This is a genomic window from Metabacillus rhizolycopersici (genome assembly GCF_020075705.1).
The window spans coordinates 27,405-45,055 of the sequence record NZ_JAIQUM010000013.1 but is presented as its reverse complement, the minus strand read 5'-3'; the positions used below and the strand labels follow the sequence as shown (position 1 = coordinate 45,055).

15 protein-coding genes are annotated in these 17,651 nt (G+C 37.3%); 5 read left to right on the top strand and 10 right to left on the bottom strand.

Going from position 1 to position 17,651, the window contains the following annotated elements; translation table 11 throughout:
- Window positions 1-69 precede the first annotated feature (69 nt).
- The 3 genes from K9V48_RS08405 to K9V48_RS08395 form a co-directional block, all read right to left on the bottom strand.
- On the bottom strand, window positions 70-1,866 hold the full coding sequence (locus K9V48_RS08405) for a M3 family oligoendopeptidase (RefSeq protein WP_224138316.1): 1,797 nt from the start codon (window positions 1,864-1,866) through the stop codon (window positions 70-72).
- 99 nt (window positions 1,867-1,965) lie between these two features.
- The gene (locus K9V48_RS08400; RefSeq protein WP_224138315.1) at window positions 1,966-2,706 is read right to left on the bottom strand and encodes an alpha/beta hydrolase; all 741 of its coding nucleotides are present in this window, start codon (window positions 2,704-2,706) and stop codon (window positions 1,966-1,968) included.
- Between the two features lie 248 nt (window positions 2,707-2,954).
- Window positions 2,955-4,172: an MFS transporter gene (locus K9V48_RS08395; protein WP_224138313.1), complete on the bottom strand. Its 1,218-nt coding sequence runs from the start codon at window positions 4,170-4,172 to the stop codon at window positions 2,955-2,957.
- Window positions 4,173-4,419: 247 nt separating this feature from the next.
- Here K9V48_RS08395 and K9V48_RS08390 point away from each other — a divergent pair, with 247 nt between their 5' ends.
- On the top strand, window positions 4,420-5,307 hold the full coding sequence (locus K9V48_RS08390; RefSeq protein ID WP_224138311.1) for a LysR family transcriptional regulator: 888 nt from the start codon (window positions 4,420-4,422) through the stop codon (window positions 5,305-5,307).
- 111 nt (window positions 5,308-5,418) lie between these two features.
- On the opposite strand, the gene K9V48_RS08385 is transcribed toward K9V48_RS08390, so the two are convergent.
- Together K9V48_RS08385 and K9V48_RS08380 are read right to left on the bottom strand one after the other, a co-directional pair.
- On the bottom strand, window positions 5,419-5,589 hold the full coding sequence (locus K9V48_RS08385; RefSeq protein ID WP_111616723.1) for a twin-arginine translocase TatA/TatE family subunit: 171 nt from the start codon (window positions 5,587-5,589) through the stop codon (window positions 5,419-5,421).
- A 106-nt stretch (window positions 5,590-5,695) separates the two neighbouring features.
- Complete coding sequence (locus K9V48_RS08380; protein WP_224138309.1) at window positions 5,696-6,880, bottom strand: D-alanyl-D-alanine carboxypeptidase family protein; 1,185 nt, start codon at window positions 6,878-6,880, stop codon at window positions 5,696-5,698.
- Window positions 6,881-7,081: 201 nt separating this feature from the next.
- Here K9V48_RS08380 and K9V48_RS08375 point away from each other — a divergent pair, with 201 nt between their 5' ends.
- From K9V48_RS08375 to K9V48_RS08360, 4 genes are read left to right on the top strand one after another with little or no spacing between them, the layout of a single operon-like run.
- Entirely contained in the window at window positions 7,082-7,660 is a 579-nt protein-coding gene (locus tag K9V48_RS08375; RefSeq protein ID WP_224138308.1) for a TetR/AcrR family transcriptional regulator, read from the top strand.
- Between the two features lies 1 nt (window position 7,661).
- Complete coding sequence (locus tag K9V48_RS08370) at window positions 7,662-8,003, top strand: DMT family transporter (RefSeq protein ID WP_224138307.1); 342 nt, start codon at window positions 7,662-7,664, stop codon at window positions 8,001-8,003.
- A 5-nt stretch (window positions 8,004-8,008) separates the two neighbouring features.
- The gene (locus K9V48_RS08365) at window positions 8,009-8,326 is read left to right on the top strand and encodes a DMT family transporter (RefSeq protein WP_224138306.1); all 318 of its coding nucleotides are present in this window, start codon (window positions 8,009-8,011) and stop codon (window positions 8,324-8,326) included.
- A gap of 60 nt (window positions 8,327-8,386) precedes the next feature.
- A complete protein-coding gene (locus K9V48_RS08360; RefSeq protein WP_224138390.1) occupies window positions 8,387-9,286 on the top strand; it encodes an EamA family transporter in 900 nt (299 codons plus the stop codon).
- A 503-nt stretch (window positions 9,287-9,789) separates the two neighbouring features.
- Here the strand turns inward: K9V48_RS08360 and K9V48_RS08355 are convergent.
- From K9V48_RS08355 to K9V48_RS08335, 5 genes are all read right to left on the bottom strand, one after another.
- Window positions 9,790-10,740, bottom strand: coding sequence for a sugar ABC transporter substrate-binding protein (locus K9V48_RS08355; protein WP_224138305.1), 951 nt, complete (start codon window positions 10,738-10,740; stop codon window positions 9,790-9,792).
- Window positions 10,741-11,525: 785 nt separating this feature from the next.
- A complete protein-coding gene (gene ptsP / locus K9V48_RS08350) occupies window positions 11,526-13,280 on the bottom strand; it encodes a phosphoenolpyruvate--protein phosphotransferase (protein WP_224138389.1) in 1,755 nt (584 codons plus the stop codon).
- Complete coding sequence (locus tag K9V48_RS08345; RefSeq protein WP_224138304.1) at window positions 13,280-13,546, bottom strand: phosphocarrier protein HPr; 267 nt, start codon at window positions 13,544-13,546, stop codon at window positions 13,280-13,282. Before K9V48_RS08345 ends, ptsP begins: the two co-directional genes overlap by 1 nt.
- A gap of 299 nt (window positions 13,547-13,845) precedes the next feature.
- On the bottom strand, window positions 13,846-15,303 hold the full coding sequence (locus K9V48_RS08340) for a glycoside hydrolase family 1 protein (RefSeq protein WP_224138303.1): 1,458 nt from the start codon (window positions 15,301-15,303) through the stop codon (window positions 13,846-13,848).
- A 158-nt stretch (window positions 15,304-15,461) separates the two neighbouring features.
- On the bottom strand, window positions 15,462-17,315 hold the full coding sequence (locus K9V48_RS08335; protein WP_224138302.1) for a beta-glucoside-specific PTS transporter subunit IIABC: 1,854 nt from the start codon (window positions 17,313-17,315) through the stop codon (window positions 15,462-15,464).
- Between the last annotated feature and the right edge of the window lie 336 nt (window positions 17,316-17,651).

The following is a 17,651-nucleotide window of genomic DNA, read 5'->3' as shown; positions in this document are numbered from 1 at the left end:
TAATTTATTCTCATTAACAAAAAAAAGTGTTAGCATGGATTCTAAAATGCTAACACTTTTTTAATACTATTATTTACTCGTCAACTGCAGAAATTCTTCCACATCACTTACAGCCATCATTACTGCCTTTTCCCAGAACTCTCTTTTCGTTAAATCAACTGATAAATGCTTGGCCGCTAATTCTTCAACTGTCATTGAACCAGTATCCTTTAATAGGGCTATATATTGCTTTTCAAACGCTTCGCCTTCCTCAAGCGCTTTTGCATAAATACCGAGTGAAAATAGAAAACCGAACGTATATGGAAAATTGTAAAACGGAACATCGGTAATGAAGAAATGAAGCTTTGATGCCCAAAAATGTGGGTGATAACCTTCAAGTGAATCGCAATATGCTTCCTTCTGAGCTTCAATCATTAACTCTGATAATCTTTCACTTGATACATATCCTTGCTTTCGTTCTTCATAAAATGTCGTTTCGAACAAAAAGCGCGCATGAATATTCATTAATAATGCCACACTGCGCTGAAGCTTATCTTCAAGCAAAGCGAGTCGTTCTTCTTTATCTTTTGCCTGCTTCACAGCAGCATCCGCCACAATCATTTCAGCAAAGGTCGAGGCAGTCTCTGCAACATTCATCGCATATTGACAATTTAATGGGTGAATATCCTTCATCGCGAATGTGTGAAAGGCATGACCTAATTCATGAGCGAGTGTTGATACATTTGATGGAGTCCCAGAAAACGTCATGAATATTCTTGATTGCTGACTCTCAGGGAAACTAGTACAAAATCCACCAGGTGCTTTACCCGGACGATCCTCAGCTTCGATCCATTGCTGTTCAAATGCCGATTTCGTAAATCCAGTTAAAATCGGACCAAACTGACGAAACTGCTTTAGGATAAACTCACTACCTTCTTGATAAGTAACTTCTGTATTAGCCTTGCCAATTGGTGCTTCTACATCATACCAACTTAATTTGTCTACTCCAATTATTTCGGCTTTTCTTTTCATATAAGTAACGAGTAACTGCTTATTCTCCGAAATAACTTGCCACATCGTTTCAAGTGTTTCTTTTTTCATGCGATTTAAAGCAAGCGGCTCTTTTAAAGGGTCATTCCAGCCCCGTTCTTCATATACATTTAAGCGAAAACCTGCTAGTCTATTTAATGTCTCGGCAAATACTTCTGCTTGAGATCCCCATGCAGTTTCCCAGTTTTCAAAAAGTTGTTTCCGAACAACACGATCTGGATCAGAAAATTTATTTGCAGCCTGCCCAACAGACAATATCTTCCTTTGTCCACCCTCTACAAATGGGATTTGGATTTTAGCCACTAGTAAATCATAAAGCTGCTCCCAGCCGAAATATCCATCAGCAGATAATCCTTGAATTAATTGTTCCTTATCAACAGAAAGTCGCTCCTTCGTTTGATTACGCATTTCATTTAAGACATAGAAAAGCTCGTTAAACCTTAAGTCAGCGAACAACTTGTTCCATACGTCTTGTTCTATTTCACCGAGTCGTTGTTCGAAGGTCAACATACTTTTCGAAAACGCTGTACTGATGGTTGTAAGCTTTGAGCGTAAGAGATTCGCCTGTGCATCTGACGTGTCCTGAGCCTGCAAACAACCTATAAATGAACCAGCTTGCTCTATTTTCATTGTGATGGAAGCAATTTTCCCTAAGGTCACAAAAAGGCTGTTACTGTTCGTTAGTGTAAAATTCTCTGGCCAGTCTTCCACAATTTGCTTAAAGCCATTTATCCCACTTTCAATTTCCTGCAAGTACTGTTTAAATTCTGCTGAATGACTACCATTTTTAAAAATTGACTCTAAATCCCATGTCGTTTTGTATGTAGGTTTACTCATCATCAACTGCCCCCTATCCGTATCATTTATAATCTGTTGCTAGAAGAAACCGGGAAAAATCCCTTCATAATGCGTCCAAATTGTTCAACAAGAACATATTTACCAATTTAGTGAATCTAAGAAGTTAACTATATCTTCATATACGGTCTCACGCTCTTTGCCTAACGTAATAATATGACCAGATTGCTCATACCACTTTATACGTTTCTCTTCTGTATTCACATGATGATAAATAAGCTGAGCACTCTCTTTGTACAAAGGATCATCTAAACAGCCCTGTAGAACTAAAATGGGTGAGGTAATGAAATCAAGCTTTCTCCCCACATCAACAATTAGTTGTCGGAGATTTTCTAGAAAAGGCATTGGAAGCTGTTCCAATTCTTTTAATTCAGAACTAATTTGCTCGTCGTCCTTCCCTTCAAACTTCTTATATAGCCTAGCATAATTTCGTACCCGCATATATAAATCATCACTATTTTTTGCTTTGTTTGGAGCACACATCGAAACAATACCTTTTACTGGTAAGTCCATTCCTACTTTCAACGTAAAGACTCCTCCTAAAGAAATGCCTGCAACAGCGATTTCCTCGAAGCCTTCAGCTTTAAGGAATTGATACCCACCTACTACATCCTGCCACCAATCATCTGGATCAGTCTGGATGAGCTTGTTCGGTTCCATTCCATGTCCTTTGTATAATGGGGCATGACACGTATAGCCACGTTGTTGTAAATACTTTCCTAACAATTTTACATCTGCCGTACTCCCAGTAAATCCATGCAGTAAAAGAACCGCCTTTTCTCCCCCTCCGTATGTAAAAGGCTTCGGTGCAACTACCTTCATGATTTAACCCCTTTCTGAAAGCAAATTGAATGAACAAAAAGCGCAAGCGCCTTGATCAGCCTCAGGCATAGCATAAGACGATCAGGAATAGAAAGTGTTTTTTACCTTCAATTCCTGATAGACTTAGACCCAAGAGGGGCTAGGCGCTAGAGCTGGATGTCGTGCGCTTATCCACAGTACAAGAATTTTATAGTTTCCTATAACAGAACAAACTGACTTAGTCCTTAGACTACGTAGTAAAAGATATGTCAATTTCGACTTTGCATGTATGTGATTTTCTTGGATTTTAGTTCGATCTTTGAAAGGCAGGCTGAAAGGATAAACGCAATGAGTAAGAAACAAACAACCATACTAGTCAGGCCTTCCCAGCCGAATCGAGACCAAAATAGACCTCCAATTGTTCCACCTACACTCGAGCCAGCGTAGTAAAGAAATAAATATAAGGAAGAAGCCTGTGCCTTATTTTTTAAAGCACGCTGTCCAACCCAGCTACTAGCAATCGAATGTCCACCAAAGAATCCGAAAGTAGCAAACACAAGCCCCAATATCTTAATAAATAAATGGACATTCAACGTTAAACAGACACCAATTAAAAGAATCAATAAATTAATAATTAGCATCTTTTGCTTACCGTGGCGATCTACTAATTTTCCTATCAAGATAGAGCTAAACATTCCAATAATGAAAATGATAAATATCCAGTTTACAACGGTCGGACTCAATGAATAAGGCGGAGCCACTAGTACATAGCCAATATAATTATATAATGCGACATTGGTTCCTAACAGCAAGAAGCCCATGAGAAATAAACAAACCAATCCTGAATCCTTTAAATGCTCCATTAATGATTTACCTAATTTTCCAACGTCTAAATGACGAGATTTGAAATTTTGTGAGGGAGGCAAGCTAATCCAAAAAATCAAGGTAGCCACTAAGCTTACTACACCAATGCTCCCGATCGCTATATGCCAGCCCAAATAATCGCCTATTACACCTGATATCATTCGTCCACCCATAGCACCAGTGGCATTGCCGCTAATATACAATCCCATGGCCGTTCCTAAGCTCTTCGATTCTACTTCTTCGCCAAGATAGGCCATTGCAATCGACGGTAAGCCAGCTAATGCAATACCTTCAAGCGCTCGCATAACTAATAAGACATGAAAGGTAGGACTGAACGCAGCCAAAATACAAAGTAACGAAGAGACAATCATCGAAATGACCATGATCGGCTTGCGTCCCCATACTTCAGATAATGAACCAAAAATCAGCATACTAAAAGCAAGGGCCATCGTTGAAATGGATAGCGGTAGGCTTGCTGTAGTTGGCGAAATGTTGAATATTTTCGCAAATTCCGGTATTAATGCCTGGGCGCAGTAAAGAATCGCAAATGTATTGAAGCCAGCCGCAAAGAAAGCAAAGTTCGTTTTCCGAAAGAATGGTGTACCTTGTTGAATGTAACTCATAATACAACCACCCTAAAATGTTCAGAATCTCCTCCATGTTGCATCATCAATCATCCCTTTAAGAAATCATTATTTGCCATCAAACAGTCTCGTTCTAAACCATTGTTGGGGTTAAAACTTTACCTATGACAAAAACATCCTCGAGTCTGTTCTTGAATTTTATCTTATCACCGATCATCTATGTTGTATAATTCATTATAATAATGATTTTAATGAATATATGTAATGATGAAAGAGGTGTTAATGAATGGAATGGCAGCAGTTTGAATATTTCCAAACTCTCGCACGTATGCAACACGTGACGCGCGCAGCAGAAGCGTTATCTATTACTCAATCGGCCCTCAGCCGCTCTATTGCTCGCTTTGAGGATGAAATAGGTGTTCCATTATTTGAACGTCAGGGGCGGTCAATTCGATTAAATCAATATGGTCACATCTTTTTAAAAAGTGTAGATAGTATGATGAAAGAATTCGATAAAGGGAAACAAGAAATTCAAGAGTTGCTCGATCCAGAGCAGGGACAAGTGCTGCTTGGTTTTCTCCATACATTAAGTACGAATCTGATTCCAGAATTCATCGCTTCTTTTCGTGCTCACTATCCTAAAATCAAATTTCAACTCACACAAAGCCCGTCCCATACTCTTCTTGAACAATTACAAGTAGGAGAATTGGATCTTTGTCTCATTGCACCTATGGAAATGAAGTTGCCAATTCAATGGACACAGCTTTGGCAGGAGGAGCTCTTTGTGATCGTCCCTAAAAGCCATAAGTTCGCTAATTATGAAAGTATCACGCTAGAAGAAATTGCAGATGAATCGTTTATTCTTTTAAAAAAAGGGTATTCCCTCCGTATAACGGTCGAGCAATTGCTTGAGGAAGCAGGTATTATACCTACTATTACATTTGAAGGAGAGGAAGCAACGACCATCGCAGGGCTTGTTGCTGCTGGACTTGGAGTTTCAATTCTACCGAATCTAAAAGGAGTAGATCAAAGTAACATCTCACAAATACCTGTCTCTTGGCCGCAATGCCAACGGACAATTGGTCTCGCTTGGATTGAAGGAAGATATTTATCACCTGCAACTCAAAAATTTAAACAATTTGTGTTGGACCATTTCTCCGAATTTACAAGGTAATGGATAATCCATTACCTCTATTTGTGTTGATTTTGAATCAGGATCATAAAAAAAAGAGACAATAGCAAAATGCCTGCCTCTAGAACCACTTGTATCACTCTACCATCTACATTACTTTTTTACCGATTGATCGTCATCATCATCCATGATATTCTTTGTTGCATTTTTAAATTCTCTTAATGTTTTTCCTGCCGCCTTGCCTAACTCAGGTAATTTCTTTGGTCCAAATAATAATAAAGCGACAAACACGATAAGCATGATTTCGCCAAAGCCTAAGTTCATCCCGAACCCTTCTTTCATAGGAGAATAATAGCAAGTTTTTCTAAATTATATCTGACTAGACGAAAATATGCAAAAATGATTGTCGTTCAAACAACCTTATGCTTCGTTATATTTTTCGAACTTGTACAATAAAGAGACTAGAAATAAGTAAAGAGATAGCAATGGATAGTGGTACAATGATGCGCAAATGATTTTCTGCATTCATTACATCATCAGTTGAAGGGGATGCGACGACAACCTCACTCTTCATTTGTTCATCCTTTTTATTGCTTATCACTTGGACGAGCTTTTGCTTTTGAAGTATTTCTCCATTTTCTCCCTTTATGATAAGCATTCCAGAAGGACGAACTTCTTCTTCAACAACTTCTCCGATTCTTTTTGTATAGATAATTTCTTGATTCGTTACATATGTATTTTCATTACTATCTTCATACTGCACATTACGATCAATTTTTTCTGTTTCAAAATGTTGAAATCCGTAGTTAAATAATGCTGTTGTATCTTCATATGATTGCTTATCAGACGCTGCATTTAATATAACTGCAATTAAACTCAAATTGTCATGTTCTGCAGTTGTAACAAGTGTAAATCCAGCTTCAGATACGTATCCATTTTTCCCGCCGGTTATTCCTTCATAGGACTTGTTGCGTACCATTGCATGATGATTAATGAGGGTTGTATCCCATGTTTCACCGTGCCATGCAAGCTCACTTGTATTAAAAATTTCACGAAAGATTTTGTTTTTCATCGCATATTGGGTAATCTTTGCCATATCCTCAGCAGTCGTTAAATGTTCAGGGTGATACAGCCCATGTGGATTTGCAAAATACGTATTTTCGACACCGATTTCTTCTTGTAAAAATTCATTAAAATCAATAACAAATGCGTCGAGCGATCCACTTAAATGTTCAGCAATTGCCACTCCCGCATCATTGCCTGAATTAATCATGAGACCTTGCACAAGTCTTAGTAAGGGTACTTGCTCTCCAGCCTCTAAATAAACTTTCGTCCCATCTGCATGCCTCGCATTTTCACTAACTGTTACAATATCCTCTAAGTTTCCATGCTCAATCGCATAAATCGCAGTTGCAATCTTTGTGATGCTTGCCGGAGATAGTTGTGTTTGACTGTTTTTCTCGTATAGCACTTGCCCTGATTCTGCATCTATTAAAATAGCTGATTCGCTATACAACGGTAATTCTGAAGTTTCTACGTTTGCACTGATCATCGTGGGAAATAAAAAAAGACATAGAGTGACGATTAGTACAAACTTGTATATATGTTTTTTCATGGTGGCTTACTCCTCAAATCATGTTCGTTTGTTTCCATCAACTAGCATAACAATTCTATGGTAAAAAAAGCAAGAGCAGGAAATTGTAAGATTGGGTCATACTAACTAACTTATCAAATAGTGCATTTTCCATTGACTTTATCGTTAAATGACCATTATACTATAAAACGAACGAACGTCAGGAAGGAGAGTGTGATAGTCATGTCTTCAAACAAAATTAAAAAATCCGCATTGCTTCACTTTGCTAATAATGGATATGATGGAACTTCTTTAGCTATTATCGCTAGTGAGGTTGGGATAAAAAAACAATCCATTTATACTCATTTTGCAAATAAAGATGACTTATTTCTTACGATAATGAATGAGGTTCTTATCCGTGAGCAGGAGTATATCCGGCATTTTTTCAGCATCAATGCCTCCAAAGATTTTAAACATACACTCTATCAGTTTTTACAAGAATATCGTGAACGATACAAACTACATTCAGATACTAAATTTTTACTAAGGATGGGTTTTCTTCCTCCAGCACATTTGATTCAGCAAGTAATGGACAGTGTTTATTCGTATTATGATGAAATGGAAAAAATTTTAATTGATTTTTTTGAAATGAACAGACACTCACTTACCAGTCCAGTAACAGATGCGGTGATTGCGTTTATTGGACTATGCGATTCTATTCTAATAGAACTTCTCTATAGTGGAGACGAACGATTTCAACGAAGACTACAAGCAAGTTGGAACATCCTTTGGCAGGGGATGACTTTGAAGGAGGAAGAATGAGATGAATAAAAAGTGGCTGATTATTTATGTTGCCGCTCTTTTCGAAGTAAGTTGGGTAACTGGTTTAAAGTATGCGGATAGTACTCTTGCTTGGTCTGGTACAGTATTTGCCATCATTGTTAGCTTTTATTTGCTGATTAAAGCATCGAGTATCTTACCTATCAGTACTGTTTATGCCGTTTTTACGGGGTTAGGTGCAGCGGGAACTGTCCTCATAGAAATTCTCCTATTTAGCAGCATATTTAGTTGGGCAAAAATTCTACTATGTGCGGTTCTTATTTCAGGCGTCATCGGCTTAAAATTAGTCACTGGTGAACGTGACATGACGCAAGGAGAGGTGTGAACAAAATGGATTGGTTCTTTCTTATCGTCGCAGGTTTATGTGAAGTGGCTGGTGTTGCAGCAATTTCTAACTTTAATACGAAAAAATCAGTGATGAACTTGCTTTATATGGTTGTTGGATTTGCCCTTAGCTTTTTCCTGCTCTCAATGGCAATGAAAACTATTTCAATGGGTACAGCCTATGCTGTTTGGACAGGAATTGGAACAGTAGGAAGTGCTTTAATTGGCATACTATTTTTAGGTGAATCTGCTGGATGGAAACGTCTATTATTTATTGCGATGATTATCTCAGCAACAATCGGTCTTAAATTCATCCCATATTAATTAGGTGCAATTTCCCATTTACTTTTTTACGAATCACAAGGAGAGGTTTTTGTGGGTAAAATGTTGAAGTATTCAAGTCTTGTTCTTTTAGGGGCTTGTTGCTATGGAATTCTTTCAGTCATTGTAAAACTTGCTTATAAGCAGGGATTTACAGTTTCTGAAGTCATTGGTAGTCAATATTTGTTTGGGTTTCTTTTCATACTCGTACCATTTTTATTCTCAAAGAAATCTTTTTCGCTAAAAGACGCACTTTATTTAGCTTTTGCTGGTACGACGACGAGCTTAACATCGATTCTTTATGGAAAGTCACTCGAAACGATTCCAGCATCAATCGCTGTAGTACTCTTATTTCAGTTTACATGGATTGGAATGATCATTGAGGCAATTGCAAATCGAAAGCTACCAAGTAAAGAAAAGCTGATCGCCATTATCATCTTATTTATCGGCACGATCTTAGCAGGTGGCGGCTCAATGAATAACTTACTTACGCTAGATCCTACAGGTATTATGTTTGGGCTTTTATCCGCTATTTCATTCGCCTTTTTTATTTTCGTTAGCGGCAGGGTTGCTATTCATTTACCTTCGATAACGCGGAGCTTTTTAATGACTTCAGGTGCTTTTTTATTTCTATTATTCGTTCTTTCACCAAATTTCATCGTAAATGGTTCTTTAGGTGATGGTTTATGGAAATATGGTAGCCTTTTGGGATTATTTGGGGTCCTTTTACCTGTTTTACTTTTTTCCATTGGCACTCCTAAAATTGGGGCAGGAATTGCGACGATACTCGGTGCTGCTGAACTTCCTACAGCCATTATTGCATCTGTCGTTGTCCTTAATGAGTATGTCTCAACAATTCAAGTGTTTGGTGTCTTGCTTATTTTACTTGGGATCGCAGTCCCCCAACTCACCCATCTAAAGGTGAGAAATGCTAAAAGGAAAGAAGTCGAATCTATCACCTAACAAATGGCCTGGTTATTTCCAGCTTAAAAAGTACTGATAATCGATAAACATGATGAATTGTGAAACAGGGTAAGTGCTATATTATGATGGCACTTACCTTTTCTTTTACCAAATTAAGAAAATCAATACGATGATCTACGTCAACATACCTCTTTTCGGACACTTTCGTATAAAATATTATCTTAAACTACTTAATAGAGTAAGGTACCTAATCATCAACTAGTCGCTATCCATTGGCATAGTTCAATTTACAAACGAGGATGGAAATGAACTATTCCTGTCCTCGTTCTTTTGTTTTCTGGCTTTTCTTATTGTATTCATCGTTTAGCTTTTAATATGACTGTATAATTTTAGTTAATCAATACGTGTGTATTCGTTTAAATCCTTTTCTCTTCTTTAACACAAGTTATGACTCTTAAAGGCGTAAGAAAAGACCGTCCAAGACAGCCCTATTCTGGTATATGCTAATGATTCATCCTAAACATTTTCTATTTTAACAAACATTACTTTAATATTTTTTTCAAGAAGGTTAATCTCTCATTCCCATTGCCTTTTATAATATAATCTACTCCACTATCTATGATCGTATCAACGTTTTTTCCCTTTGCTACATTCATTGCAGCTTGAGCGCTTAAATATCCCATATCATAGGGATTTTGTGCTACTGTACTAGATAACTCTCCTTCTTCCACTAACTCAACCATTTCGGTAGTTCCATCTGTTCCTATTACTGGTATTTTATAGCCTTGTTTCTCAAGTTCCTCTAGAGCACTTAATGCCATAATATCACTTGTGGCAAATACCCCTTTAACATTCGGATGATGCTGCAAAACCTCTCTAATTGCTTTTTTAATTCGAGAAGATTCATTTGGTAAATCTACTTTTTCAGTTACACTTTTTATTCCTACGGCTTCTAAACTTGATTTTGCTCCTCTTAATCGATCGCCTGAAACGGGATCAGCTGAAATACCAGCTATGAGGGCCACTTCATCACCAGGTTGTAATTCTGAAGCTAATAGTGCCCCGGCTTTTCTACCTAATTCATAGTTATCGGTACCTATATATGAAGATTTATTTTCCAACGGAATATTCGTATCTAATAACAATACCGGAATTTTATTATCAACAAACTTCTCTAGTATAGACTTGTATTTATAAGAATTCACTGGAGCAACCACTAATACATCTGGTTTTTCATTCAAAATTTCATTTAAGATTTTTCCCTGATCTTCTTGTGCTGATTTGGAACTAGGTGCAATCACTTTACCATCTATACCAAAATCTCGAAATCCCTTCTTTGCTCCAGCCTCAACAATTTTCCAATACTGAGTGTCTAACTCTTTTAATACAACAACTACTTCTGGCTTTGCATCTTCCAACTTTTTTGTTATAAAAAAAAGAAACAGAGCAGAAAGAGAAACAATAAATAAAAGAAATAGAAAACTTTTTTTCACTAACTAATCCCCTTCTCTTGTTATTTCAAAGTATGAAGAAACTTACAATTAAATAAGCTTTAGTAAATCAACATTTTTAACGAGTAATTGGAAATAATGAATAAAATAAATCTGTCAATTTTTGTACACACCAAAGTAAGAGGGTGGATTTTCCCCTCATATTATATAAAAGCTCAATGACTTGCCATCTTTATCAAAATTTTATCTTCTAAATTAGTATTATTTTCAATTAGCTGTATACTCCGATGTTTACATGCACTCATATCTCTTCTTCGCCAAACTAAATTGAGTTTTGATATTTAATATACTGATAGATTATAAGGGACAACGATCGCAAAAGTTGTCGAAATATAATAGTATTTACAAATGTTCCGAGGGCAGTTTATCAAGGCGAACGATCGGGCATAAAACTACACGTTAGCCTCACAAACGGAACAATGATGCCCCTTCAAATCGTTGAAACAACAAGGCACTCCAACATGATGGCCCTATTGGCGAAGGCCTAGAGGATAAACGCTTTATCCTCGTTTGTGATTGTGCATATTTTTCAAGTGATAAAGTTGATCGCTATGTGACTGAACAAGAAAAGCAACATTTTGTTACTGATTATTTCCAGCTTAAAAAGTACTGATAATCGATAAACATGATTAATCGTGAAAAAAGGTAAGCGATATATGTTGATATCACTTACCTTTTCTTTTTGTGTATAAGCTTTCTATGTTTCTTACCGTTTTCATTTTGCTTGTTAAAATACTCTCATCTTTAATAGGATGAGAGTATTCTTTCTATCTAGTAAATGACGACTTATTTAAATTAAGTACTTTTTCAACTTCTATTTCCTTTATAAATCTTTCTACTTCCTCAGCAGTTTTCATGTTTAAAACCTGTTCGATTACAGTATTCATTTCTGCTTTCGAAAGGTTAAGAAGTTGACTTCTAGCCTTCAAAATAGAAGATGCACTCATACTGAATTCATCAAGACCAAGTCCAAGTAAAATTGGAATTGCGATTTCATCTCCTGCCATTTCTCCACACATGCCTACCCATTTTCCTTCTTTATGCGCTGCATCAATAACCATTTTCACTAAGCGAAGAATAGCGGGATTATATGGCTGATAAAGATAAGAAACACGCTCGTTCATACGATCTGCAGCCATCGTATATTGAATTAAGTCGTTTGTTCCAATCGAAAAGAAATCAACTTCTTTGGCAAATACATCTGCCATTACAGCGGAAGATGGGATTTCTACCATCATTCCAACTTCAATCTTTTCGGAAACAGCAATACCTTCAGCTTGAAGTTTTTCTTTTTCTTCTATTAAAATACTTTTAGCCTGACGGAATTCATTAAGTGTAGCAATCATCGGGAACATAATTTTTAAATTACCGTACACACTAGCCTTTAATAAAGCACGAAGCTGAGTGCGGAACATATCTTGCATTTCTAAGCATAAACGGATGGCACGAAATCCTAGGAATGGATTCATTTCTTTTGGTAAATCTAAGTATGGGAGCTCCTTATCACCGCCGATATCAAGCGTACGCACAACAACAGGCTTCCCTTCCATCTGCTCTACTACTGCTTTATACGCATCAAATTGCTCTTCTTCAGTCGGAAGTTGAGTACGCCCCATGTATAAAAATTCTGTACGGTATAAGCCAACACCTTCGCCGCCATTTTCAAGCACGCCTTTAATATCCTCAGGAGTACCAATATTTGCTGCGAGTTCAACGTGGTATCCATCTTTTGTAACCGTGCGCTCATTCACAAGTTTTGCCCACTCTACTTTTTGAGCTTCGTAAGCTGCTTTTTTCGCTTCATATTCTTTGATCACACCATCTGATGGATTTACGATCACTTTACCATCTAAACCGTCGAGGATGACGAATGCTCCATTTTCAATATCATTTGTTACTGTTTTCGTTCCAACAACTGCAGGGATTTCCATTGAGCGAGCCATAATCGCTGAATGTGATGTACGTCCACCAATATCAGTCGTAAAGCCTTTCACATATTGTCGGTTCAATTGAGCGGTATCCGATGGTGTTAAGTCCTCAGCAATGATAATAACTTCTTCTGCAATCATGCTTGGGTTAGGAATCGTTACACCTAAAAGATGGGACAAAATACGTTTCGTCACATCACGGATGTCTGCAGCACGCTCCTTCATGTATTCATTTTCCATTGCCTCAAACATGTTAATAAACATGTTTGCAACTTCATCTAAAGCAAATTCTGCATTAACTTGCTCACCTTTAATTTTCTCTTTGATTGGATTAATCAATTCTGGGTCGCTTAAAACAAGAAGGTGGGCAGCAAAAATCGCTGCCTTATCTTCTCCAAGCTCTTTGAATGCATGCTCCTTTATTCCTTCAAGTTCTATTTTTGATGTTTCAAGTGCTTGTTCAAAGCGTTCCACTTCTTGATTCATATTCAATACTGTCGTTTTTTCGACTATCAACTTTGGATTTTCCAAACGAAAAGCTTTCGCAATGGCAATGCCACTTGAAGCGGCAATACCTAAAATTTCATTTGTCATCATTCTGCTAAACCTGCTTTCTTCACAGTCTCTTCAATGACTGAAATTGCTTCCTCTTCATCAGAGCCTTCAGCAGTAATTTTGATCATAGCATCTTTGGGAATCCCTAACGACATGACACCCATAATTGATTTTAAATTTACTGATTTATTATTGTATTCTAAGTTGATAGTAGCTGCGAACGGACTTGCAGCTTGTACGATCGTAGTTGCTGGGCGTGCGTGAATTCCTGATTGGTCAATAATTGTAAATGTTTTTTCTACCATGATAATGTAAACTCCTTTATCTTTTCATCAAAAATAGTTTAATTCCAATTTAGGAAATTTAACCATTTAATAATCGTTTTTATTGTTAAACTAAACTTCCATTCGTTGTCCTTCAAAATTTTATATTGATACGATGACATCTACTCATTGTCTTACAGGTTTATCCCGCATTAACGGGCAGTAATATCCCCATCTCTAAGCTTGAGTAATCAAAGAAGCAAAGGCTGCCCGTAAAAACCCGATAAGTCTCTCTATCCATCAGTGGAGGATAAAGAACCCCCACTGATGGAAGTCTCGCTTTATAGTTCTTCACCATTGCTTTCAATCACTTTTTTGTACCAGAAGAATGAGTCTTTACGACTTCTTTCCAATGTCCCGTTACCTTCATCATCTTTATCTACATAAATAAATCCGTAGCGTTTAGACATTTCACTTGTAGACATGGATACTAGGTCAATTGGCCCCCAAGATAAGTAGCCAATTAAGTCAACACCATCGCCAATAGCTTCCTTCATTTGTTCGATATGTTTTCTTAAGTAATCGATTCGATAGTCATCATGGATGGAGCCATCTTCTTCTACCTTATCGTAAGCACCGATACCATTTTCTACAATAAAGATTGGTAATTGGTAACGGTCATATAAATCATTTAAGGTTACACGTAAACCAATTGGGTCAATTTGCCATCCCCAATCAGATGCTTGTAAATATGGGTTTTTCAAACTGTTTAGTAAATTTCCTTCTGTTACTTCTCCCTCAGGGGAAGCAGAAGCTAAAAGCGACATGTAATAACTAATTGTAATGTAATCGACTGGGTATTGTTTAATGATTTCATCGTCACCAGTTTCTTTTACAATTTTAATATCATTTTCAATAAAGAAACGTTCCATATATTTAGGATATTCACCGCGCGCATGTACATCTGTAAAGAATAGATTATCCTGGTTTTCTTTTTGCGCTTTTAATACATCTTCAGGATTTGGTGTATTAGGATAGAATGTCATTCTAGCTAGCATACAACCCATTTTCCCATCAGGAATAATTTCATGTAATTTCTTAGTAGCAAGCGAGCTTGCGACAAATTGATGATGTAATCCTTGATATTTCGCTTGCATAGGATTGTCTTCCTTATCTGACAAAATCCCCCCACCAGTAAATGGGCTAATCGTAATCATATTAATTTCATTAAAAGATATCCACAATTTCACTTTATTTTTATAACGAGTGAATACCGTTTCTGCATACCGAACGAAATGATCTACAGTCTCACGGCCAACCCAGCCATTATATCTCTCTGTTAAACCATATGGTGTTTCGTAGTGAGATAAAGTAACAACCGGCTCAATCTTATGTTTGGCTAATTCATCTAACACATTATCATAAAATTGTAACCCCGCTTCATTTGGCGTTTCATCATAACCATTCGGGAAAATTCTTGACCAGTGAATTGAAAAACGGAAAGCAGTAAAGCCCATTTCTGCAAGTAATGCGATATCTTCTTTATAGTTGTGGTAGAAATCAATTCCTTCACGTTTAGGATGACGTGCTGTTGATTCACCACTTAATGTTTTTCTAATTTGTTCTGAAGTAATTTCCATTGCATTGTCTTTTGTCCGTTCTTCTTTCGGAATATATTCTACAAAGTCAGCTGCTGATAACCCTTTTCCATCTACATCAAACGCACCTTCAATTTGATTTGCAGCAGTTGCACCACCCCAATAAAAGTTTTTTGGAAATTTCGATTTAAATTGTGCCATGATTAAACTCTCTCCTTTTTTTCCTTATTATTTAACAAAATCTACTACAGTCGTATTTAAGTCATACTAGCTGAATATAATGTGCGTTTATTCAACACAGTTTTATAATCTTTTCTATTTTGATTGCTTCTTTCAGATTAATGTGTTAAATCAACCTCCTAGCTAATAACCGTTAGCACGGGCTGGCCACCAACAACCTCTTGCGGCTCATCTGCAATGACGTCTAAATAATTAGCTGTATTTGTCACAATTACTGGTGTTGTTAGTTTATAGCCTGCATCTTTAATACCCGCAATATCAAACTCCACTAATACATCACCTTTTTTGATGGCTTGTCCATCTTTAACATGAGCAGTAAAATGCTTTCCTTCTAATTGAACAGTATCTAACCCGATATGAATAAGTACTTCTACCCCGTCATCTGAAGTTAAACCAATCGCATGGCTTGTCGGAAAAATCATTGTAACTGTTCCATCAAATGGAGCGACTGCACGGCCAATCGTCGGTTCAATTCCAACACCTTTTCCCATTGCCCCACTTGAGAAAACAGGATCTGGTACATCTGATAAAGAAAGGAGTGAACCCTCTATAGGGTTATAGACTGTCATATTCTTATCTGTAGTTGATGAGACTGGCGCTGCTTTTTCTGTTTGTTCAGGTTTCGTTTCTTTTTCTGTTTTCTTGTTTTCATAACCGAAAAGATATGAAAGTATGGTTCCAGCTATAAACGCAACACCTATACCAAGTGCATATTTTACTAGTGGTGTATAAGCTGGAATTGTTAAGACACTATTAAATACAAACGTAAATACACGAACATCAAACATTGCAACGATGGCACCACCAACAACTCCAGCGATGACCATAATTGGAATCAGACGACGGTAGCGCATGATTACACCATATATTATTGGCTCAGTTACACCAGCAAGGACACCTGATATTGTCGCACCTAGAGTCAGGGATTTCAGATTCTTATCACGCGCACGAAGGAATACACCGAAAGCTACACCTATTTGGGCAAACGTAGAAGCAGCTGTAATTGGACCAATTACATCTCCTCCCTTTGTAAATGCACTAATCATGATCGGCACAACGCCCCAATGGACACCAAGAATAACAAGGAATGGCCATGCACCTGCAATAATAACACCAGTTAAAATAGCTGATACTGATGATAGGTAAGAAACACCGTTCATAATTCCATCACTTACATACACAGCAAATGGACCAAATACTAAGGCTGTTAACGGCACCATGATGAGAAGCGAAATCATCGGGGGAAAAAATAGCTGAAGTACACCTGGCGTAACTTTTCTCAGCCATTTTTCCAATAGCGCATAAACAACTATTGCAATCAACAACGGAAATACCGTTGAAGAATAATTGGTTAAAATTAACGGTAAATTCAAAAATTCTGAGCGAGTTCCATGTTCAAGCAGTTGCGTGAAACTCGGTTCTAATAAACCAGCTCCAATCGCTCCGCCGACATATGGATTAGCACCGAGCTTCAACGAAGCGGTAATCCCAACAAAGATAGGCAGGAAGAAAAATATTCCACCAGAGGCCGCATTTAGCACTGCATACGTACTGCCTTCTACATCAATCCAGTGTAACAATGTTAATATGGCAAGAAGTGCTTTAATCATCCCTGCCCCAGCTAGTGCAGGAATCAATGGAGAGAACGTTCCTGAAATATATTCAAAAACCTTTGAGGCTGCCCCAACCTTTTCTGTAGATGTAGACTCTTTATTCGTTTCTCCACTAATTTTTGCAACTTTCATTACTTCTGCATATACTTTTGGTACATGGTTCCCAATAACAACTTGAAATTGTCCACCATTTTCAACTACAGTGATGACGCCTTCTGTGTTTTGGAGTTCTTCTTTTTTCGCTTTGCTACGATCGTCCAATTTAAAACGTAAACGAGTTGCACAATGTACTAGAGAGTTTATATTTTCTTCTCCCCCTACCGATTCCACAATCTTCTCGGCTAGCTGTCTATTATCCATCTTGTATACTCTCCTTTATGACAAAGTTTCTTTAATAAGTTGTGATTCACTCAGCATTCCAAGCCATAAGATGTTTAGAATAGATGACCTAACATAATCTCCTTCTCAAACTTACAGAGTGGGCAGTTGGTGAAAAAGAAGCCATCGAGCACTTCTCTTGATTGCTTCTTTTTCACCAACTTATCATCCACAATAATAGGTGAAGATCATGAAGGAATAAAATACCTATTTCTACTAAATCTGTTCTGTGCAATCAAAATTCTAAATAAAAAACCTGAGTAAGACGTGCAGATAGAATAGGGACCTGTACCCTTATTTCTATCAACACTTCTTCTC